Genomic DNA, 17,500 nt, shown 5'->3' on the forward strand with positions numbered 1-17,500 from the left:
TCAAGCGACGGCAACAACGTCAAGAATGCGTTGCACCACGCGGTCCTGGTCGATCCCGGCAGCTTCGGCTTCGAACGACAGGATGATGCGGTGACGCAGCACGTCGAACAGCACCGCCTGGATATCCTCGGGGCTCACGAAGTCGCGACCGGCCAGCCAGGCGTGGGCGCGGGCGCAACGGTCCAGGGCGATGGAGCCTCGGGGGCTGGCGCCATAGGCGATCCACTCGGCCATTTCCGGGTCGAACTTGGAAGGCGTACGCGTGGCCATGACCAGTTGCACCAGGTATTCCTCTACCGCATCGGCCATGTACAGGCCAAGGATTTCCTTGCGGGCGGCAAAGATCGCCTGTTGGCTGACGCGCCGCTCGGGCTTGGTTTCGCCATTGAGCGCTTCGCCGCGGGCCTGCTGAAGGATGCGCCGTTCGACGGCGGCGTCCGGGAAACCGATCTTGACGTGCATGAGGAAGCGGTCGAGCTGGGCTTCGGGCAGAGGGTAGGTGCCTTCCTGCTCGATGGGGTTCTGCGTGGCCATCACCAAAAACAGCGGCGATAGCTCGTAAGTGCTACGGCCCACGCTGACCTGGCGCTCGGCCATCGCTTCAAGCAAGGCCGACTGGACCTTGGCCGGGGCGCGGTTGATTTCGTCGGCGAGCACCAGGTTGTGGAATATCGGCCCCTGCTGGAACACGAAACTGCCGGTTTCCGGGCGATAGATCTCGGTGCCGGTGATGTCGGCGGGCAGCAGGTCGGGGGTGAACTGGATACGATGGAACTGCGCTTCGATGCCTTCGGCCAGCTCCTTGATCGCCTTGGTCTTGGCCAGCCCCGGTGCGCCTTCGACCAGCATATGGCCGTCGGCGAGCAGGGCGATCAGCAGGCGATCGATGAGTTTTTCCTGGCCGAGAATCTGCGTAGAAAGAAAGGTTCGCAGCGCAAGCAGCGCTTCACGATGTTCCATCGATGACGGTTCCTGGAAAGATGAGCCTGATGGTGGAGCGCGAGCGCCAGGCTTGGGAGGCTTACTTTAATGCATCGAAGGGGGTGACGACTAACGACGTCACGGGTATTTTCAGAAAAACTTGTAGGCTTTTGGTGTGGGAACACGGTCAATGTGGGAGGGGGCTTGCCGCCGATGCCCGTGTGTCGGGCACCGATGTATTAACTGGCCCGCCGCTATCGGGGGCAAGCCCCCTCCCACATTTGAACCAGGGTGCAGCTCAAGTCCGGATGAAAGTGCCAGTGCCTGCGAGGATTTTCTGCAAGGTTTCCTCCACTTCAGCCAGGTCGGATGCGGCCGTGGCGTGGGTGATCTCCAGATGATCCTTGCCACCCAATGCATCGGCATCACCGGCTGCAAGTTCGATCAGCAACGTCGTGGCACTCAAGGTGATCTTCAGCCCATCCAGCGTCGACGGCTCGTAATCCCAGGTCAGTTCCACTTCCTCTTCATCCGGGTAGCGGCTCAACATGAACATTTCGCCGTTCTTGCCGTGGCAGCAAAGCATGGCCATGTTGTCTTCTTCTTCGTCGCACGGGGTGGCCATCAGGGCGTCGGTTTTCAGCTGCAGCATGGGAAATCCTGTGTGGAGGAGGGCGTTGCGCTGGCAATTGTGCCATTGCGGCGAATTTTATGCTGCAGGGTGTGTCAGACCCAGGGCATGACCTGGCTTGCGGTATCAGTCATTTTCGGTACTCAGGGGGTTGAAATACGCAGGTTTTTTGCCCGAAAAAACGCGGTTGCCCAAGTTGCAACCTATTGCCTGCTTACCGATGACCGAATATGTCGCAGCGTCGCAAGCAGCGGTCTTCCTACACTCGTTAAGCTGCGCAACGGATGTGCCCCGCGCCCGGCGCCTGACCTGCCCGTCGTACCGTCACCCGGCAAGGTGTGCATCTTGTGGAAGTTGTATGTGACCTGACTGTCCTGTCCAGCTTCACCCACCTGTCGGCCTGATTCGTTTATCGTGACCCACGAACAGAGCTGACGGTCTCCCCGCAAGGGGATAACACGCGACGCTTCCATCAATAACAAGCCCAAGCGGAGTACCACAGATGGCGTTCTTCACCGCAGCCAGCAAGGCCGACTTCCAGCATCAACTGCAAGCGGCACTGGCGCAGCACATCAGTGAACAGGCACTGCCACAAGTGGCGCTGTTCGCTGAGCAATTCTTCGGCATCATTTCCCTGGACGAACTGACCCAGCGTCGCCTTTCCGACCTGGCCGGTTGCACCCTGTCTGCCTGGCGCCTGCTTGAGCGCTTCGATCACACCCAACCGCAAGTGCGGGTCTACAACCCCGATTACGAACGTCATGGCTGGCAATCGACCCACACCGCGGTCGAAGTGCTGCACCATGACCTGCCATTTCTGGTGGACTCGGTCCGTACCGAGCTGAACCGCCGTGGCTACAGCATCCATACCCTGCAAACCACCGTGCTCAGCGTGCGCCGTGGCAGCAAGGGTGAGTTGCTGGAAATCCTGCCCAAGGGCACCCAGGGCGAAGGCATCCTGCAAGAATCGCTGATGTACCTGGAGATCGACCGCTGCGCCAACGCCGCCGAGCTGAACGTGCTGAGCAAAGAGCTGGAGCAGGTGCTGGGCGAAGTGCGCGTGGCCGTGGCCGATTTCGAACCGATGAAAGCCAAGGTCCAGGACCTGCTGGCCGGTATCGACGCCAGCGCATTCACGATCGACGGTGAAGAAAAAGCCGAGATCAAGAACTTCCTGGAATGGCTGGTGGGCAACCACTTCACCTTCCTGGGCTATGAAGAGTTCGTGGTACGTGACGAGGCGGACGGCGGTCATATCGAATATGACGCCAGCTCCTTCCTCGGTCTGACCAAGCTGTTGCGCGCCGGCCTCACCGCCGAAGACCTGCGCATCGAAGACTACGCCGTGGCCTACCTGCGTGAACCGACGGTGCTGTCGTTCGCCAAGGCTGCACACCCAAGCCGCGTGCACCGCCCGGCGTATCCGGACTACGTGTCGATCCGCGAGATCAGTGCCGACGGCAAGGTCATCAAGGAACACCGCTTCATGGGCCTCTACACCTCCTCGGTGTACGGCGAAAGCGTGCGAGTGATCCCGTACATTCGCCGCAAGGTAGCGGAAATCGAGCGTCGCTCGGGCTTCCAGGCCAAGGCGCATCTGGGCAAGGAACTGGCCCAAGTGGTTGAAGTGCTGCCCCGTGACGACCTGTTCCAGACCCCGGTCGACGAGCTGTTCAGCACCGTGATGTCGATCGTGCAGATCCAGGAACGCAACAAGATCCGGGTGTTCCTGCGCAAGGACCCGTACGGTCGTTTCTGCTACTGCCTGGCCTACGTGCCGCGTGACATCTATTCCACCGAAGTGCGTCAGAAGATCCAGCAAGTGCTGATGGATCGCCTCAAGGCTTCGGACTGCGAGTTCTGGACCTTCTTCTCCGAGTCCGTGCTGGCCCGTGTGCAACTGATTCTGCGGGTCGACCCGAAGAACCGCCTGGACATCGACCCGCTGCAACTGGAAAAAGAAGTGGTGCAAGCCTGCCGCAGCTGGCAGGACGACTACGCCAGTCTGGTCGTGGAAAGTTTCGGTGAAGCCCACGGCACCAACGTGCTGGCGGACTTCCCCAAAGGCTTCCCGGCCGGCTACCGCGAGCGTTTCGCCGCGCATTCGGCCGTGGTCGACATGCAGCATCTGAACAGCCTCACCGAAGCCAACCCGCTGGTGATGAGCTTCTATCAGCCGCTGGGCCAGGTCTCCGGTCAGCGCGAACTGCATTGCAAGCTCTATCACGCTGACACCCCGCTGGCGCTGTCCGACGTGCTGCCGATCCTGGAAAACCTCGGCCTGCGCGTGCTGGGCGAGTTTCCGTATCGCCTGCGCCATGCCAATGGGCGTGAATTCTGGATCCATGACTTTGCATTCATCGCCGCCGAAGGCGTGAACCTGGATATCCAGCAGCTCAACGACACCCTGCAGGACGCATTCGTGCACATCGTGCATGGCGACGCCGAGAACGATGCATTCAACCGCCTGGTATTGACCGCCGGCCTGCCATGGCGTGACGTTGCGCTGCTGCGTGCCTACGCCCGTTACCTCAAGCAGATCCGCCTGGGCTTTGACCTGGGTTACATCGCCAGCACCCTGAACAACCACACCGACATCGCCCGCGAGTTGACAAGGTTGTTCAAGACCCGCTTCTACCTGGCACGCAAGCTCACTGCCGACGACCTGGAAGACAAGCAGCAACGCCTGGAACAGGCGATCCTCACCGCCCTGGACGACGTTCAGGTGCTCAACGAAGACCGTATCCTGCGTCGCTACCTGGACCTGATCAAGGCGACCCTGCGTACCAACTTCTACCAGACCGACGCAAACGGCCAGAACAAGTCGTACTTCAGCTTCAAGTTCAACCCGCACGCGATCCCCGAGCTGCCCAAGCCGGTGCCGAAGTTTGAAATCTTCGTGTACTCGCCCCGTGTTGAAGGCGTGCATCTGCGCTTCGGCAACGTCGCTCGCGGCGGCCTGCGCTGGTCCGACCGTGAAGAAGACTTCCGTACCGAAGTGCTCGGCCTGGTAAAAGCCCAGCAAGTGAAAAACTCGGTGATCGTGCCGGTGGGCGCCAAGGGCGGCTTCCTGCCGCGTCGCCTGCCATTGGGCGGCAGCCGGGACGAGATCGCGGCCGAGGGCATCGCCTGCTACCGCATCTTCATTTCCGGCCTGTTGGACATTACCGACAACCTGAAGGACGGCGCCCTGGTGCCACCGGCCAACGTCGTGCGTCATGACGACGATGACCCCTACCTGGTGGTGGCGGCGGACAAGGGCACTGCAACCTTCTCCGACATCGCCAACGGCATCGCTATCGACTACGGTTTCTGGCTGGGTGACGCGTTCGCTTCCGGCGGTTCTGCCGGTTACGACCACAAGAAAATGGGCATCACCGCCAAGGGCGCGTGGGTCGGTGTGCAGCGTCACTTCCGTGAGCGCGGCATCAACGTGCAGGAAGACAGCATCACCGTAGTGGGCGTCGGCGATATGGCCGGTGACGTGTTCGGTAATGGTTTGCTGATGTCCGACAAGCTGCAACTGGTCGCGGCCTTCAACCACCTGCACATCTTCATCGACCCGAACCCGAACCCGGCCACCAGCTTCGTCGAGCGCCAGCGCATGTTCGAGCTGCCGCGTTCGTCCTGGACCGACTACGACACCAGCATCATGTCTGAAGGCGGCGGTATCTTCTCGCGAAGCGCCAAGAGCATCGCCATCTCGCCACAGATGAAAGAGCGTTTCGACATCCAGGCCGACAAGCTGACCCCGACCGAACTGCTCAACGCCTTGCTCAAGGCGCCGGTGGACCTGTTGTGGAACGGCGGTATCGGTACCTACGTCAAGGCCAGCACCGAAAGCCATGCCGACGTGGGCGACAAGGCCAACGACGCGCTGCGTGTCAACGGCAACGAGCTGCGCTGCAAGGTGGTGGGCGAGGGCGGTAACCTCGGCATGACCCAACTGGGCCGTGTGGAATTCGGCCTCAATGGCGGCGGTTCCAACACCGACTTCATCGACAACGCCGGTGGCGTGGACTGCTCCGACCACGAAGTGAACATCAAGATCCTGCTCAACGAAGTGGTGCAGGCCGGTGACATGACCGACAAGCAGCGCAACCAGTTGCTGGCGAGCATGACCGACGAAGTCGGCCACCTGGTGTTGGGCAACAACTACAAGCAGACCCAGGCCCTGTCCCTGGCCGCACGCAAGGCTTACGAGCGCGCCGCCGAGTACAAACGCCTGATGAGTGACCTGGAAGGCCGTGGCAAGCTGGACCGCGCCATCGAGTACCTGCCGACCGAAGAGCAGCTCACCGAGCGCGCTTCGACCGGCAAGGGCTTGACCCGTCCGGAGTTGTCGGTGCTGATTTCGTACAGCAAGATCGACCTCAAGGAAGCGCTGCTCAAATCCCTGGTGCCGGATGACGAATACCTGACCCGTGACATGGAGACCGCGTTCCCACCGAGCCTGGTGGCCAAGTTCTCCGAAGCCATGCGTCGCCATCGCCTCAAGCGCGAGATCGTCAGCACCCAGATCGCCAACGACCTGGTCAACCACATGGGCATCACCTTCGTGCAGCGACTCAAAGAGTCGACCGGCATGAGCCCGGCGAACGTCGCCGGTGCCTATGTGATCGTGCGCGATATCTTCCACCTCCCGCACTGGTTCCGTCAGATCGAAGCCCTGGACCACCAGGTGTCGGCCGACGTGCAACTGGAGCTGATGGACGAGCTGATGCGCCTGGGCCGTCGTGCTACGCGCTGGTTCCTGCGCAGCCGTCGCAACGAACAGGACGCCGGGCGTGACACTGCGCACTTCGGTCCGCATCTGGCAGCGTTGGGCCTCAAGCTCGACGAACTGCTGGAAGGTCCGACCCGTGAAGGCTGGCAGAACCGTTACCAGGCCTACACCCAGGCCGGCGTACCGGAGTTGTTGGCACGCATGGTTGCAGGCACAACCCACCTGTACACCTTGCTGCCGATCATCGAAGCCGCCGACGTGACCGGGCATGACGCCGCCGAAGTGGCCAAAGCCTACTTCGCCGTCGGCAGCGCCCTGGACCTGCCGTGGTACCTGCAGCAGATCAGCGATCTGCCTGTCGCCAACAACTGGCAGGCCCAGGCCCGTGAGGCCTTCCGCGATGACGTGGACTGGCAGCAACGGGCGATTACCATTTCGGTACTGCAAATGGCCGACGCGCCACAAGACATGGAAGCCCGCGTGGCCCTGTGGCTTGAACAGCATCAGGACATGGCTGATCGCTGGCGTGCCATGATGGTGGAAATTCGTGCTGCGGTTGGCACGGACTACGCCATGTACGCGGTGGCCAATCGTGAGTTGCTGGACCTGGCGTTGAGTGGTCAGTCGGTGTTGCAGCCGGCTTGATGCTTCGGTAAACCAAAAGCCCCCGCATCGTGAGATGCGGGGGCTTTTTATTTGATCTGGAATGCGATCAATGTGGGAGCTGGCTTGCCTGCGATAGCGGTGGGTCAGTTAATAATCGAGTCACTGGTACACCGCTATCGCAGGCAAGCCAGCTCCCACAGTTTGAACTTCATTCGGAATCAGTGGTGTTTGAGTAGCCGGGTTTCCAGGTGATCCAGGTGCTGAGTCATCAGGGCGACAGCCGTGTGGGCGTCGCGCTGTTCCACGGCATCCACAATCGCCACATGCTCCTGCCACGCACAATACGTGCAGGCCTTCGTTTCAAATTGCGCAATGATCAACGACGTCAACGGCACCAGGCTGTTGAGAAACTGTGCCAACGGCGCATTGCCTGCCATGTGCGCCAGTTGCAGATGAAACTCTCCAGAAAACCGGATCGCCGGCCCACGCTGGTCACGCTCAATGGCGTCGCGCTCCTGCGCAATCAGCTCGCGCAGTTGGCGGATTTGCATCGCTGTGGCCTGGGCGCAGGCCAGTTGCACCACGGTCATTTCGGTCAGGCGCCGTGCTTCCAGAATCTGCCGTGTGTGCTGGGCATCCGGCGCGGCGACCTGGGCGCGCTGGTTGGGGCGCAGGATGACCACTTGCTGATGGGACAGCTTGGCGAGCACCCGGCGAATCACGCTGCGGCTCACGCCAAAGAGTTCGCCCAGGCCTTCTTCGGTGAAGCGGCTGGCAGGCGCAATGCGTTGCTCAAGGATCGCGTCGAACAAGCGCGGGTAGATGTCGTCAACCGAAGGCTTCTTGCCCGACACCAGGCGCAGGCAGGGCAGAGGGTCACGTTGCAGGGCGTGGACGTTCATGGCCGGTCTCCAATTATTCAGCTGCCCAGATGGTCATCCGGGATATTCAAGCGAATGCCCATGCGCAAGCCTTCCTGCAGGATGTGCCGACGCATTTCGGCACTGGCCAGGGCGCTGTTCTTGTTGCGGATGGCGCGTACCACGGCTTCGTTCTCTTGCAGGCGTTCGGCCAGGTGTTCAGGGGAGTTGCGCAATACCTGGGCGCTTTGTTTGAGCGCGGTGCTGGTTTGCTGCACCACGTTCTGGAAGATCGGGTTGGAGGTCAGGGCAAACAGTTCTTCGTGAAAGTCGATGTAGGCGTTCATGCCCGCCTCGGCGTCGCCGGCATCCAGGGCTTCGCGCATGTCCATCAGCGTCAGGCGCAGTTGGCCGATTTCCTTGCTGCTGATGGATTGGGCGACCAGGCCGACGATGAAGGGTTCGAGGGTATAGCGCAGTTGCAGGATGTCTTCCAGGCTGGCGTCGGCCACCGCGTCGCTCGACTGCGGCTCGCTGACGCTGGTTTCCAGTACCACCACACCTTTGCCCGGCATGGAACGCACCAGGCCCAAGGTCTCCAGCACGATCACCGCTTCACGCAGGCTCGGGCGGCTGATACCCAGTTGCTCGGCCAGCTCACGCTGGCCTGGCAGCATTTCGCCACGCCTCCACTGGCCGCGTGCCAGGGCAGCGCGCAGTTTTTCTACCACTGAATTGACGACGGTTGAGGTGCTGATCACGTCGAAGGCTCCTTGATGTTGCTCATACAGTATTCAGTCTGGCAAAGGGCCAATGTGGGAGCTGGCTTGCCTGCGATGACTGAGTGTCAGGCACTACATTTGACGCTGACTCACCGCTATCGCAGGCAAGCCAGCTCCCACATTGGATGGGTGTTGTCCTAGAACTCCTGATGCGCCGGCAGCACCGGCTTCTTGGCCTGAAAGGCATAGCCCTGCTGGCCGTCGAGCACCTTGTTGGCACGCTGGATATCGATATCTTTTTCCCAGCGAGCAATCGCCACGGTAGCCACGCAGTTGCCGATCAGGTTGGTCAGCGCACGACCGATCCCCATGAACCAGTCCACCGCCAGCACCAACACCAGGCCCACCACCGGAATTGCCGGGATCGCCGTGAGTGTCGCCGCTAGAATCACCAATGCCGAGCCCGGAATGCCGTGGGCGCCTTTGGAGGTGATCAACGATACCAGGAGGATGGTCAGCAAGTCGGTCATCGACAGCGGTGTACCGGTGGCGTTGGCGATAAACACGATGGCCAGGGTCAGGTAGATCGAGAAACCATCGAGGTTGAACGAGTACCCGGTGGGAATTACCAAACCCACGGTGGAACTGCCAATGCCCAAATGTTCCAGCTTGCGCATGATCTGCGGCAGCACAGCGTCGGACGAAGCGGTGCCCATCACGATCAGCAGCTCTTCGCGCAGGTACTTGAGCAGCGGCAGCATCCGCAGGCCGGACAAGCGCATTACCAGCCCGAGGATCAGCGCGACAAAGGCAAAGCACGTCAGGTAGAACAGCCCAACCAGGCTGCCCAGGTGTTGCAGCGAGTCCAGGCCGTAGGTGCTGGTGGTGAACGCGATGGCACCGAATACGCCAATCGGCGCCAGGCGCACGATCATGCCCATGATGCGGAAGATCACATGGCTAAGCTCATTGATCAGCCGCGAGATACCGCTGGCCGCTTCGCCCACCAGGTTCAGCGCACTGCCGAACAGCACCGAGAACAGCAGCACCTGTAACACGTTGTTATCGGCAAACGCACCGATCACCGAGTTGGGAATCAGGTCCATCAGGAACTGGCTGGTGCCCTTGATGTGTTGGCCCTTGTCGGCCAGCTCATTCAAGCCGGCGGAAGAGAGTTGCTCAAGATGAATATTGGCGCCGCTGCCGATGCCGGTGCTGAAGGCCATGATCAGGCCAAGCACCAGGGCGACGGTGGTCAGCACTTCAAAGTAGATCACCGACTTGAGCCCGATACGCCCGACCTTCTTCAAATCGCCGGCGCCGGAAATACCGCTGACCACGACACAGAACACGATCAGGCCGATCAGCATTTTGATCAGCTTGATAAAACCGTCGCCCAGGGGTTTGAGTTGTGAGGAAAATTCGGGAAGGGCCAGGCCGCAGGCGATGCCGAGCATCAGGCCAATCACGACTTGCAGGAAAATCGAACGCGAGCACCATCTGAGCATGGGAGGGATCTCTATTCGGTGCCCTGGTGGTTCCAGGGCTTAATTGTTGTGGTCTTACCGGTAAGTCCAGTGCGCGGCCAGTCTACGCTTGGTTTTTTTCAAACAACAAGTAAATATTCAGCGGTTGGCAGGTCCCGGTCTGACCAGTTGGTCGGTAAGTACGGTGCTTGAGCGGTTGACGGGGATTAATTTTTTTTGCGTATCATCGCCTTGGGCATACGAGGTGATGGATGGACCAATCAGGGCTTACAACCGACGAAGCAGGGCGCATGTATTGCGCCTGGCGCACTGCAGCGCCTGCGTACCTGCATTACCACGACCACGAGTGGGGTGTGCCGGTGGCGGATGACATCGCGTTGTACGAGAAGATCTGCCTGGAGGGGTTTCAGGCTGGGATGGCGTGGATCACCATTCTGCGCAAGCGCGATAACTTTCGGCAGGCGTTCGAGGGTTTTGATTTTCGCCGGGTGGCGCAGTACGGCGAAGCGGACATTGAGCGGTTGATGAGCGAGCCGGGCATCGTGCGCAATCGGGCAAAGATCATCTCGGCCATCAACAACGCACGCCGGGCCTGTGAACTTGTGGAGGAGACCGGCTCGCTGGCGCGCTGGCTGTGGGCGTTCGAGCCCGCCGCAGAAGAGCGGCCGGCAGCGGTGGACATGGCTTACTGGACGGCCAATCCGACCTCAGCGGCTTCGATGCGCTTGTCCAAGGCCCTGAAGAAACGCGGCTGGACCTTCGTCGGCCCGACCACGATGTATGCGTTGATGCAGGCGATGGGGATGGTCAATGATCATCTGGAGGGTTGCGAGTGCCGGCTGCGCATTGAACACCAGCGCGACCTATTCAAACGTCCCTGACCAGACACGGTTAAAACTGTGGGAGCAGGCAAGCCAGCTCCCCCATGGGTTTTGTGGTGTTGCTGATTATTTGGGAAGCGGGGTGAGTACCTCAGCCTTGTCATCCAGCACCATCACCACCAGCAGCCTGGCCGGTTGGGTCTGGCTGGCATTGCTTGACTCAAAATGCCGCGAGCCGGCCGGTTCGTAGAACGATTGCCCGGCTTTGTAGGTGATCGCCTTTTCATCATTGACCCGCGAGGTGATCGCGCCTTCGAGCACATAAGCCACCGCAGTGCCGGTGTGGCTATGGGGCACGGTGGCCTGGCCGGGGGCATAGTCCACGGTGAGCATGATGGTTTTCTTGCCGGGCACGTTGGTCAAGGGGTGCTCCTGCAGCACCTTGAGCGTTTCCTGGTTGTATACCGGGTCGTGGGCAAATGCGCTGAGGGAGGTGAGCATCAGCGTGGTGGCGAGCAATCGTTTCATGATCAGGATTCCGCGTAGTTCGAGACCTCTTCACCCTACGCCGTAGCCTGTACGCCACCAATGACCAATACGCCGGAAAACCCCTTAGCCAATCTGCCGGAGAATATCGCGCACCTTGTCCAGCGCCGGGTCGATGTCCAGGGTCTCGATGGCGCCGAAGCCGAAAATCAGCCCCGAGCGTAATGGCACGTCGTGGAAGAATACGTCCAGAGGGTACAACCCCACCTCGACCTGACGCGCCTGTTCTATCAGCAATGGGATATTCAACGCCACCTTGCACAATGCCGCCAGGTGAAAGCCCGCCACCGTCGGAACCGCCTCGAACCACGGTGACAGATCGCCCGCCAGACGCTGCAGTATTCGTTCGCGACGCCCCGCGTAGATGCTGTGGCAACGGCGAATATGCTTGAGCAGGTAGCCTTCGCTGATGAACTTGGCCAATGCCCACTGCGGCAGGGTAGAGCTGTGCTGGTCGGTCAACTGCTTGGCCTTGAGCACCGCGCCATAGATCGCTGGCGGCAGCACCGCGTAGCCCAGGCGCAACTCGGGCAACAGGGTTTTGGAAAAGGTCCCGACGTAGGTGACCACGCCTCGGGTGTCCAGGCTTTGCAGGGAGTCGGTGGGGCGCCCTTCGTAGCGAAATTCGCTGTCGTAGTCGTCTTCGATGATGATCGCACCCAGCTCGATTGCGCGGTCCAGCAGTGCCTGGCGGCGCCTCTGACTCATCGGCATGCCGAGGGGGAACTGGTGGGACGGGGTTACGTAGATCAGACGGGTGCCATCGGGGATCTGATCGACCTGGAGGCCCTGTTCGTCGACGGCCACGCTGGCGACGCTGGCGCCCATCGCTACGAACATTTGGCGCGCGGGGCTATAGCCTGGGTCTTCCATCGCGACCATGCTGCCGGGTTCCAGCACCACGCGGGCAATCAGGTCCAGCGCCTGCTGCGCGCCATTGGTGACCACGATATCGCTGGCGCGGCATTTGACCCCTCGGGAAAACGCGATATGCCCGGCGATGGCCTCGCGCAATGCCGGTAACCCTTCCGGTTGGCTGTAGAAACCACTGTTCTGGGCGATACGGCGCAGCGCATCCTGGGTGCAGCGTCGCCATTCGTCCTGGGGGAATTGGTTGCGTGCAGTCGCGCCGCCGATAAATTCGTAGCGCAGGATGCCCTCACGGGACGGGTGGCCCATGGGCGAGGGCAGTGCTGCCCACTTGCCCAGGTTGGCGGCGCAGGCCAGGTCGGTGGCGGTTTGCACACGATCGGGTTGGGGCGCCCACGCATTGACGAAAGTGCCGCGGCCGATCTTGCCGATCAGCAGGCCTTCGTACGTGAGGGTGGTGTAGGTATCCGACACCGTCTTGCGCGATACGCCCAGTTGTTCGGCGAGCAGTCGGCTCGGTGGCAGTTGCGTACCCGCCGACAGTCGCCCGGTGGCGATAGCTTCGCGCAGTTGCTGATAAAGCTGGGCAGCCAGGTCCTTGCGGCCATTGATGACGAGGTGCAGTTCCATGTTTCATCCTGGAGACAGATCGATCCGCGCCAAGGTTACGCGCAAATCGATCTGAAGAAACCAGGCAGTGTCAGGACAGGAAGCCGCCGTCTACATTCAACGACACACCGGTGGTGTAGCTCGACGCATCGCTGGCCAGATACAACACCGCGCCGGCCATTTCGCTGGGGTCGGCGACGCGCTTGAGGGGGATCTGTGCCAGGGCCACTTTCAGGATCGAATCGTTCTTGACCAGCGCCGAGGCGAATTTGGTATCAGTCAGGCCCGGCAGCAGTGCGTTGCAACGGATGCCGAATGCCGCGCATTCCTTGGCGAACACCTTGGTCATGTTGATCACGGCAGCCTTGGTGACCGAGTAGATGCCCTGGAACACGCCCGGCGAAATGCCGTTGATCGACGCCACGTTGATGATGCTGCCGCCGCCGTTCTCGCGCATCAGCTTGCCGGCTTCCACCGACATGAAGAAGTAACCGCGGATATTCACGTCGACCGTCTTCTGGAATGCGCCAAGGTCGGTATCCAGCACGTTGCAGAACTGCGGGTTGGTCGCGGCGTTGTTGACCAGAATATCCAGGCGGCCGAACTGTTCGCGGATGCCGGCGAACACCTGGGTAATCTGCTCCATTTCACCGATATGGCAGGCAATCGCCGTGGCCTTGCCGCCGTCGGCAATGATCGCATCGGCGACGTGCTGGCAACCTTCCAGCTTGCGGCTGGAGACGATCACGTGGGCGCCTTGCTGGGCCAGCAGCTTGGCAATGGCCTCGCCGATACCACGGCTGGCGCCGGAAACGAAGGCGATCTTGCCGTCAAGGTCAAACAGGTTGGTCTTGGACATAAGGGTTCCTTGTGGTTGCGATCAGAGCGCTGATTTGCCAATGACATTCAGGCTCATTTGCTCCAGCAGCTTGTTCATGTGGATGAACTGCGCAAAGCGTTTGTCCTGGGTCTGGCCGTGGAAAAAGCGGTAGTAGATCTGCTGCACGATGCCGGCCAGCCGGAACAGGCCGTAGGTGTAATAGAAATCGAAATTGTCGATCGCAAGCCCCGAGCGCTCGGCGTAGTAGTCGACAAACTGACGGCGGGTGAGCATCCCCGGGGCGTTGCTCGGCTGGCGCCGCATCAGTTGCACCGGCGCCGGGTCTGCGGCTTCGATCCAGTAGGCGAGGGTGTTGCCCAGGTCCATCAGCGGGTCGCCCAGAGTGGTCAGTTCCCAATCCAGCACACCGATGATTTGCATCGGGTTATGCGGGTCGAGGATCACGTTATCGAAGCGGTAGTCGTTATGCACGATGCTGGATGTGGGCGAATCGGCTGGCATTTTGTCGTTGAGCCAGGCGCGCACCGCTTCCCATTTTGGCGCATCAGGGGTCAGGGCTTTTTCGTAGCGCTCGCCCCAGCCACGAATCTGCCGCGCCACGTAGCCTTCAGGCTTGCCCAGGTCGGCCAGGCCGCAGGCGCTGTAGTCGACTTGATGCAGTTCGACGAACTTGTCGATAAAGCTTTTGCACAGCGCTTGAGTCTTGGCCGCGTCCAGGCCCAGTTCGGGCGGCAGGTCAGAGCGCAGGATGATGCCGTTGACCCGTTCCATCACATAGAACTCGGCACCGATCACTGATTCATCGGTGCAGTGCACGTATGCCTTGGGGCAATACGGAAAACCATCTTTGAGCTGGTTGAGAATGCGGTATTCGCGGCCCATGTCGTGGGCGGACTTGGCCTTGTGGCCAAACGGCGGGCGACGCAGCACGAATTCCTGGCTTGGATATTCCAGCAGGTAGGTCAGGTTCGATGCGCCGCCGGGGAACTGACTGATCGCAGGCGTGCCGTTCAAGCCCGGAATGTGGGCCTTGAGGTAGGGATCGATCAGGCTGGCATCAAGTTCTTCGCCGGGGCGAATCTGGGTCGATTGGTCGTTCAGCGCCATGCTTATCCCTTCTGCTTATTCTAAAGGCCTTGGACTATTTCCTAATCTAATGCGCACCGCCGCCCAGCGACAAGGTCGGGGCGGCTTAATAGGTTAGCGTGTTGAAGGGTGATCAGCGTGCCTGATCGGTCATTTTGCGGGCGCTGGCAGCGCAACCGGCGTGAGCACCGGACGGCCGGCGAAGTATTCCACCAGGTTGTCGGCCACCCGCTGCACGGTGTCATGGGCCGCCTCCGGTGACAGGCCGGCCACATGAGAGGTCAGGACGGTATTGCTCAGGCGCTTGAGGGCGTCGGGCACCTTGGGTTCGTCGTCGAATACATCCAGCGCGGCGCCGCCGATACGCCGTTGCTCCAGGGCAGCCACGAGGTCAGCGGTCACCACCACGCTGCCGCGGCCAATGTTCACCAGATAGCCATTGGGGCCCAACGCATCCAGCGCATGTTTATCGATCAGATGGCGAGTGCTGGCCCCACCTGGCGTGGCCAGGATCAGGAAGTCCGAGGTGCGCGCCAGTTCGACGGCCGTTGAACAGTAGGTGTAATCCACGTCATCGCGGGGTTGGCGGTTGTGATAGCTCACCTCCATGCCGAAGCCGAGGGCGGCGCGCCTGGCGATTTCCATCCCCACGGCACCGAGCCCGAGAATTCCCAGTTGCTTGCCGGCCAGGGAAGGGCGCATGACCTTCGGCCATTCGCTGCGCCGCACGGCGGCATCGGTCTGGGGAATCCCGCGCACCAGCGAGAGCAGCAGCGCCATGGCGTGATCGGCCACCGAGGGGGCGTTCACGCCGGCACCGTTGGTGACCACGATCCCACGGTTGCTTGCCGCTTGCAGGTCTACATGCTCGTAGCCAGCACCGATCACGCAGATGATCTCCAGCAATGGAAGCGCGGCGATTTCCTCGGCATACAGCCCCAGCGGCCCGCGGGTCAGCACGGCCTTGATCTGCCCTGCGTGGGCCTTGATCGCCTGGGCCCGTTCTGCGGGCGTCGGCGCCAGGATCACGTGAAAGTCATTGCTTTCGATGATTTGCAGGTATTCGTTGATGGTTTCAACCAGGACTAGAACGGTGGTGGGCATGGGGCAGCTCTCCGGTGAGTTCGATGCTCGGATTATGCTGCATTTGTGTTGTGTGAAATGCTGAGGGCGCAGAGAAAGCGCCACTGATTTTGCGAAAAGTGCCAGCGTCTCGGCGAGTGGGAGACGCTGTTTGCACGCGTGCGAATTATTTAGCGGGTACGGGCTTGCGCACCTTGCTCTGTTCGGCCGCTACGATGTCCATGTAATCGTAGGTAGGAAAGAACTCCGTCCTGAAGGGGCCCCATGCAGAGCGTTCGATGGCGAGATTGACTTCCCGCAGGCGCGAGGCGGGGAAGCGTAGAACGATGACGTGACCGATCCCCATGGCGATGTTCCAACTGACAATCTCTACCCCTTCAGGAGGGAATACTTTAAAGAGTTCCTGTTCGGTGAGTTTTGTTCTTATTTCGTTCAAGTTGCGAGATTGGTCATGTTTGAGGAAGACGGTCAACATGACCGCATTGTCAGCGCTGATGGCGACAGGTTTTCCTGACGTGGAAGCCTGCGCATGAAGGCCGCCTGAAACAAGGGTAGAGAGCAATAAAACAGACGCCAGTAAAGGCTTTAATAGTGTTTTCATTGAGTGAGGCCTTTTATGAGTATTGTCGCTACTCGTGGGATGAGTGTTGAGGGTTAGTGGGTGGGGGTGGTTTTGACTGATCCGGTATAGGGCGCATGAACCACATGTATTCGAACAAGAGGGTTGGCGTCGATCATGTCGCGCGGCACTTCACGAGAATAAGTGAATTCCTGATTGTTCAACGTCTCAAGTTTTCTGACGATGGTTTTCGTTGCACCTTTATCCGGTATCAGGATATGGTTTTTCTTGTCACCCGTTACCATGAAGTAACCGCCGCCGCCGTTGTCATATTTTGATAGCCCGGTATCGGTGTAGAAAAATTCGTAGCGATTACGTTCAGGGTCCCACACTGATATTCCAACGACACCTGGGTACTTGTCCTTTACGTCGATCTCCGGGGCGCCTTCTATATAAACTTTTGTCGTCAGCCAGCGGGGGGATGTACCCAGGGCACTTGCGTCTGAGTTTTCTACTGCCGGTTGTGCTTGGCTGGCCAATGGGCTGAGTATTCCGGTGGCAAGTATCAGGGAGAAAATAAGGTTGTGTTTGTTCATCTAGTCGCTCCTGATGAGTGAGGTTTTTAATTCTGCTGTGGTGGGTTTAGATGCTTTTGTTTTTTTTGAACTGGACTGGAATATAAACGTGATAGAAGGGGCTCTCAATGCCTGGGAAAACCCTTGCAACAAATGCCGCAATCATTAGAGTTTCAATCGAGAGGCGTTGATTAACTGTATGTAAGAACTTTCTTATATGTGAGGGTGTTTAACTTTAATTGATATTGGGTCTCTGTCAGCGGCTCCCCACTGGCGAACTTTGAGTGACTGGGTTTATTTAAACAAAGCTTCATCGGCCTTGCGTGATCGACCCTCCCAATGCCCCGCTGGCAGGGGCGTTCGTGAGGTGGGTAAAGGCGGTGGACATCTGGCGTTGAATCAACTGAGCCGCCCCATGGGCTGCCTTCCAGCCTTTGCACTGCATTACCGTTCCTCATCTAAGTCTTTGCTTATTCAAGAGAATCCCGGACAATCCGGCCCTTGTTACGGCCAGGGCGCTGCCTGTCAGGTTTTTCTGACTCGTGCTGGCCATGTGA

14 protein-coding genes are annotated in these 17,500 nt (G+C 59.9%); 2 read left to right on the forward strand and 12 right to left on the reverse strand.

The window, feature by feature from the left end:
- Positions 1-960 carry a MoxR family ATPase gene (locus TK42_RS20515; protein WP_005787860.1) on the reverse strand — a complete coding sequence of 320 codons (960 nt, stop codon included), beginning with the start codon at positions 958-960 and terminating at the stop codon, positions 1-3.
- A gap of 259 nt (positions 961-1,219) precedes the next feature.
- A complete protein-coding gene (locus TK42_RS20520; RefSeq protein ID WP_078821216.1) occupies positions 1,220-1,573 on the reverse strand; it encodes a hypothetical protein in 354 nt (117 codons plus the stop codon).
- A gap of 481 nt (positions 1,574-2,054) precedes the next feature.
- On the opposite strand from TK42_RS20520, the gene TK42_RS20525 reads away from it, so the two are divergent.
- A complete protein-coding gene (locus tag TK42_RS20525) occupies positions 2,055-6,923 on the forward strand; it encodes an NAD-glutamate dehydrogenase (RefSeq protein ID WP_032880832.1) in 4,869 nt (1,622 codons plus the stop codon).
- A 179-nt stretch (positions 6,924-7,102) separates the two neighbouring features.
- Here the strand turns inward: TK42_RS20525 and TK42_RS20530 are convergent, their stop codons facing one another.
- From TK42_RS20530 to TK42_RS20540, 3 genes are all read right to left on the reverse strand, one after another.
- Positions 7,103-7,786, reverse strand: a complete 684-nt coding sequence (locus tag TK42_RS20530) for a GntR family transcriptional regulator (protein WP_078821218.1) — start codon at positions 7,784-7,786, stop codon at positions 7,103-7,105.
- 17 nt (positions 7,787-7,803) lie between these two features.
- Positions 7,804-8,505 carry a FadR/GntR family transcriptional regulator gene (locus TK42_RS20535; RefSeq protein WP_014718317.1) on the reverse strand — a complete coding sequence of 234 codons (702 nt, stop codon included), beginning with the start codon at positions 8,503-8,505 and terminating at the stop codon, positions 7,804-7,806.
- Positions 8,506-8,663: 158 nt separating this feature from the next.
- On the reverse strand, positions 8,664-9,989 hold the full coding sequence (locus tag TK42_RS20540; RefSeq protein WP_177327440.1) for a C4-dicarboxylate transporter DctA: 1,326 nt from the start codon (positions 9,987-9,989) through the stop codon (positions 8,664-8,666).
- A gap of 215 nt (positions 9,990-10,204) precedes the next feature.
- Here TK42_RS20540 and TK42_RS20545 point away from each other — a divergent pair, with 215 nt between their 5' ends.
- The gene (locus TK42_RS20545) at positions 10,205-10,834 is read left to right on the forward strand and encodes a DNA-3-methyladenine glycosylase I (protein WP_103734991.1); all 630 of its coding nucleotides are present in this window, start codon (positions 10,205-10,207) and stop codon (positions 10,832-10,834) included.
- 66 nt (positions 10,835-10,900) lie between these two features.
- On the opposite strand, the gene TK42_RS20550 is transcribed toward TK42_RS20545, so the two are convergent.
- The 7 genes from TK42_RS20550 to TK42_RS20580 all read right to left on the reverse strand — a co-directional run bounded on the left by TK42_RS20550 (position 10,901) and on the right by TK42_RS20580 (position 16,964).
- The gene (locus TK42_RS20550) at positions 10,901-11,302 is read right to left on the reverse strand and encodes a cupin domain-containing protein (protein WP_032880835.1); all 402 of its coding nucleotides are present in this window, start codon (positions 11,300-11,302) and stop codon (positions 10,901-10,903) included.
- 84 nt (positions 11,303-11,386) lie between these two features.
- Complete coding sequence (locus TK42_RS20555) at positions 11,387-12,820, reverse strand: PLP-dependent aminotransferase family protein (RefSeq protein WP_103734992.1); 1,434 nt, start codon at positions 12,818-12,820, stop codon at positions 11,387-11,389.
- A 70-nt stretch (positions 12,821-12,890) separates the two neighbouring features.
- Positions 12,891-13,658 carry an SDR family oxidoreductase gene (locus TK42_RS20560; protein ID WP_032880837.1) on the reverse strand — a complete coding sequence of 256 codons (768 nt, stop codon included), beginning with the start codon at positions 13,656-13,658 and terminating at the stop codon, positions 12,891-12,893.
- Between the two features lie 21 nt (positions 13,659-13,679).
- Positions 13,680-14,747 (reverse strand): phosphotransferase family protein, encoded by a 1,068-nt coding sequence (locus TK42_RS20565; RefSeq protein ID WP_103734993.1) that lies wholly within the window; start codon positions 14,745-14,747, stop codon positions 13,680-13,682.
- A 129-nt stretch (positions 14,748-14,876) separates the two neighbouring features.
- Complete coding sequence (locus TK42_RS20570) at positions 14,877-15,830, reverse strand: 2-hydroxyacid dehydrogenase (RefSeq protein WP_032880839.1); 954 nt, start codon at positions 15,828-15,830, stop codon at positions 14,877-14,879.
- Between the two features lie 145 nt (positions 15,831-15,975).
- Positions 15,976-16,410, reverse strand: a complete 435-nt coding sequence (locus TK42_RS20575; RefSeq protein WP_032880840.1) for a hypothetical protein — start codon at positions 16,408-16,410, stop codon at positions 15,976-15,978.
- 53 nt (positions 16,411-16,463) lie between these two features.
- On the reverse strand, positions 16,464-16,964 hold the full coding sequence (locus TK42_RS20580) for a DUF4822 domain-containing protein (RefSeq protein ID WP_032880841.1): 501 nt from the start codon (positions 16,962-16,964) through the stop codon (positions 16,464-16,466).
- Positions 16,965-17,500 lie beyond the last annotated feature (536 nt).

Source organism: Pseudomonas sp. GZJR-8 (genome assembly GCF_002916705.1).
Classification (GTDB): Bacteria; Pseudomonadota; Gammaproteobacteria; order Pseudomonadales; family Pseudomonadaceae; genus Aquipseudomonas; species Aquipseudomonas synxantha_A.

Excerpts from the sequence above, each read along its gene's own strand:
- TK42_RS20515 (WP_005787860.1), bottom strand. The coding sequence starts at position 960 with ATGGAACATCGTGAAGCGCTGCTTGCGCTGCGAACCTTTCTTTCTACG.
- TK42_RS20530 (WP_078821218.1), bottom strand. The coding sequence starts at position 7,786 with ATGAACGTCCACGCCCTGCAACGTGACCCTCTGCCCTGCCTGCGCCTG.
- TK42_RS20575 (WP_032880840.1), bottom strand. The coding sequence starts at position 16,410 with ATGAAAACACTATTAAAGCCTTTACTGGCGTCTGTTTTATTGCTCTCT.
- TK42_RS20550 (WP_032880835.1), bottom strand. The coding sequence starts at position 11,302 with ATGAAACGATTGCTCGCCACCACGCTGATGCTCACCTCCCTCAGCGCA.
- TK42_RS20565 (WP_103734993.1), bottom strand. The coding sequence starts at position 14,747 with ATGGCGCTGAACGACCAATCGACCCAGATTCGCCCCGGCGAAGAACTT.
- TK42_RS20525 (WP_032880832.1), top strand. The coding sequence starts at position 2,055 with ATGGCGTTCTTCACCGCAGCCAGCAAGGCCGACTTCCAGCATCAACTG.
- TK42_RS20555 (WP_103734992.1), bottom strand. The coding sequence starts at position 12,820 with ATGGAACTGCACCTCGTCATCAATGGCCGCAAGGACCTGGCTGCCCAG.
- TK42_RS20545 (WP_103734991.1), top strand. The coding sequence starts at position 10,205 with ATGGACCAATCAGGGCTTACAACCGACGAAGCAGGGCGCATGTATTGC.
- TK42_RS20560 (WP_032880837.1), bottom strand. The coding sequence starts at position 13,658 with ATGTCCAAGACCAACCTGTTTGACCTTGACGGCAAGATCGCCTTCGTT.
- TK42_RS20570 (WP_032880839.1), bottom strand. The coding sequence starts at position 15,830 with ATGCCCACCACCGTTCTAGTCCTGGTTGAAACCATCAACGAATACCTG.
- TK42_RS20580 (WP_032880841.1), bottom strand. The coding sequence starts at position 16,964 with ATGAACAAACACAACCTTATTTTCTCCCTGATACTTGCCACCGGAATA.
- TK42_RS20520 (WP_078821216.1), bottom strand. The coding sequence starts at position 1,573 with ATGCTGCAGCTGAAAACCGACGCCCTGATGGCCACCCCGTGCGACGAA.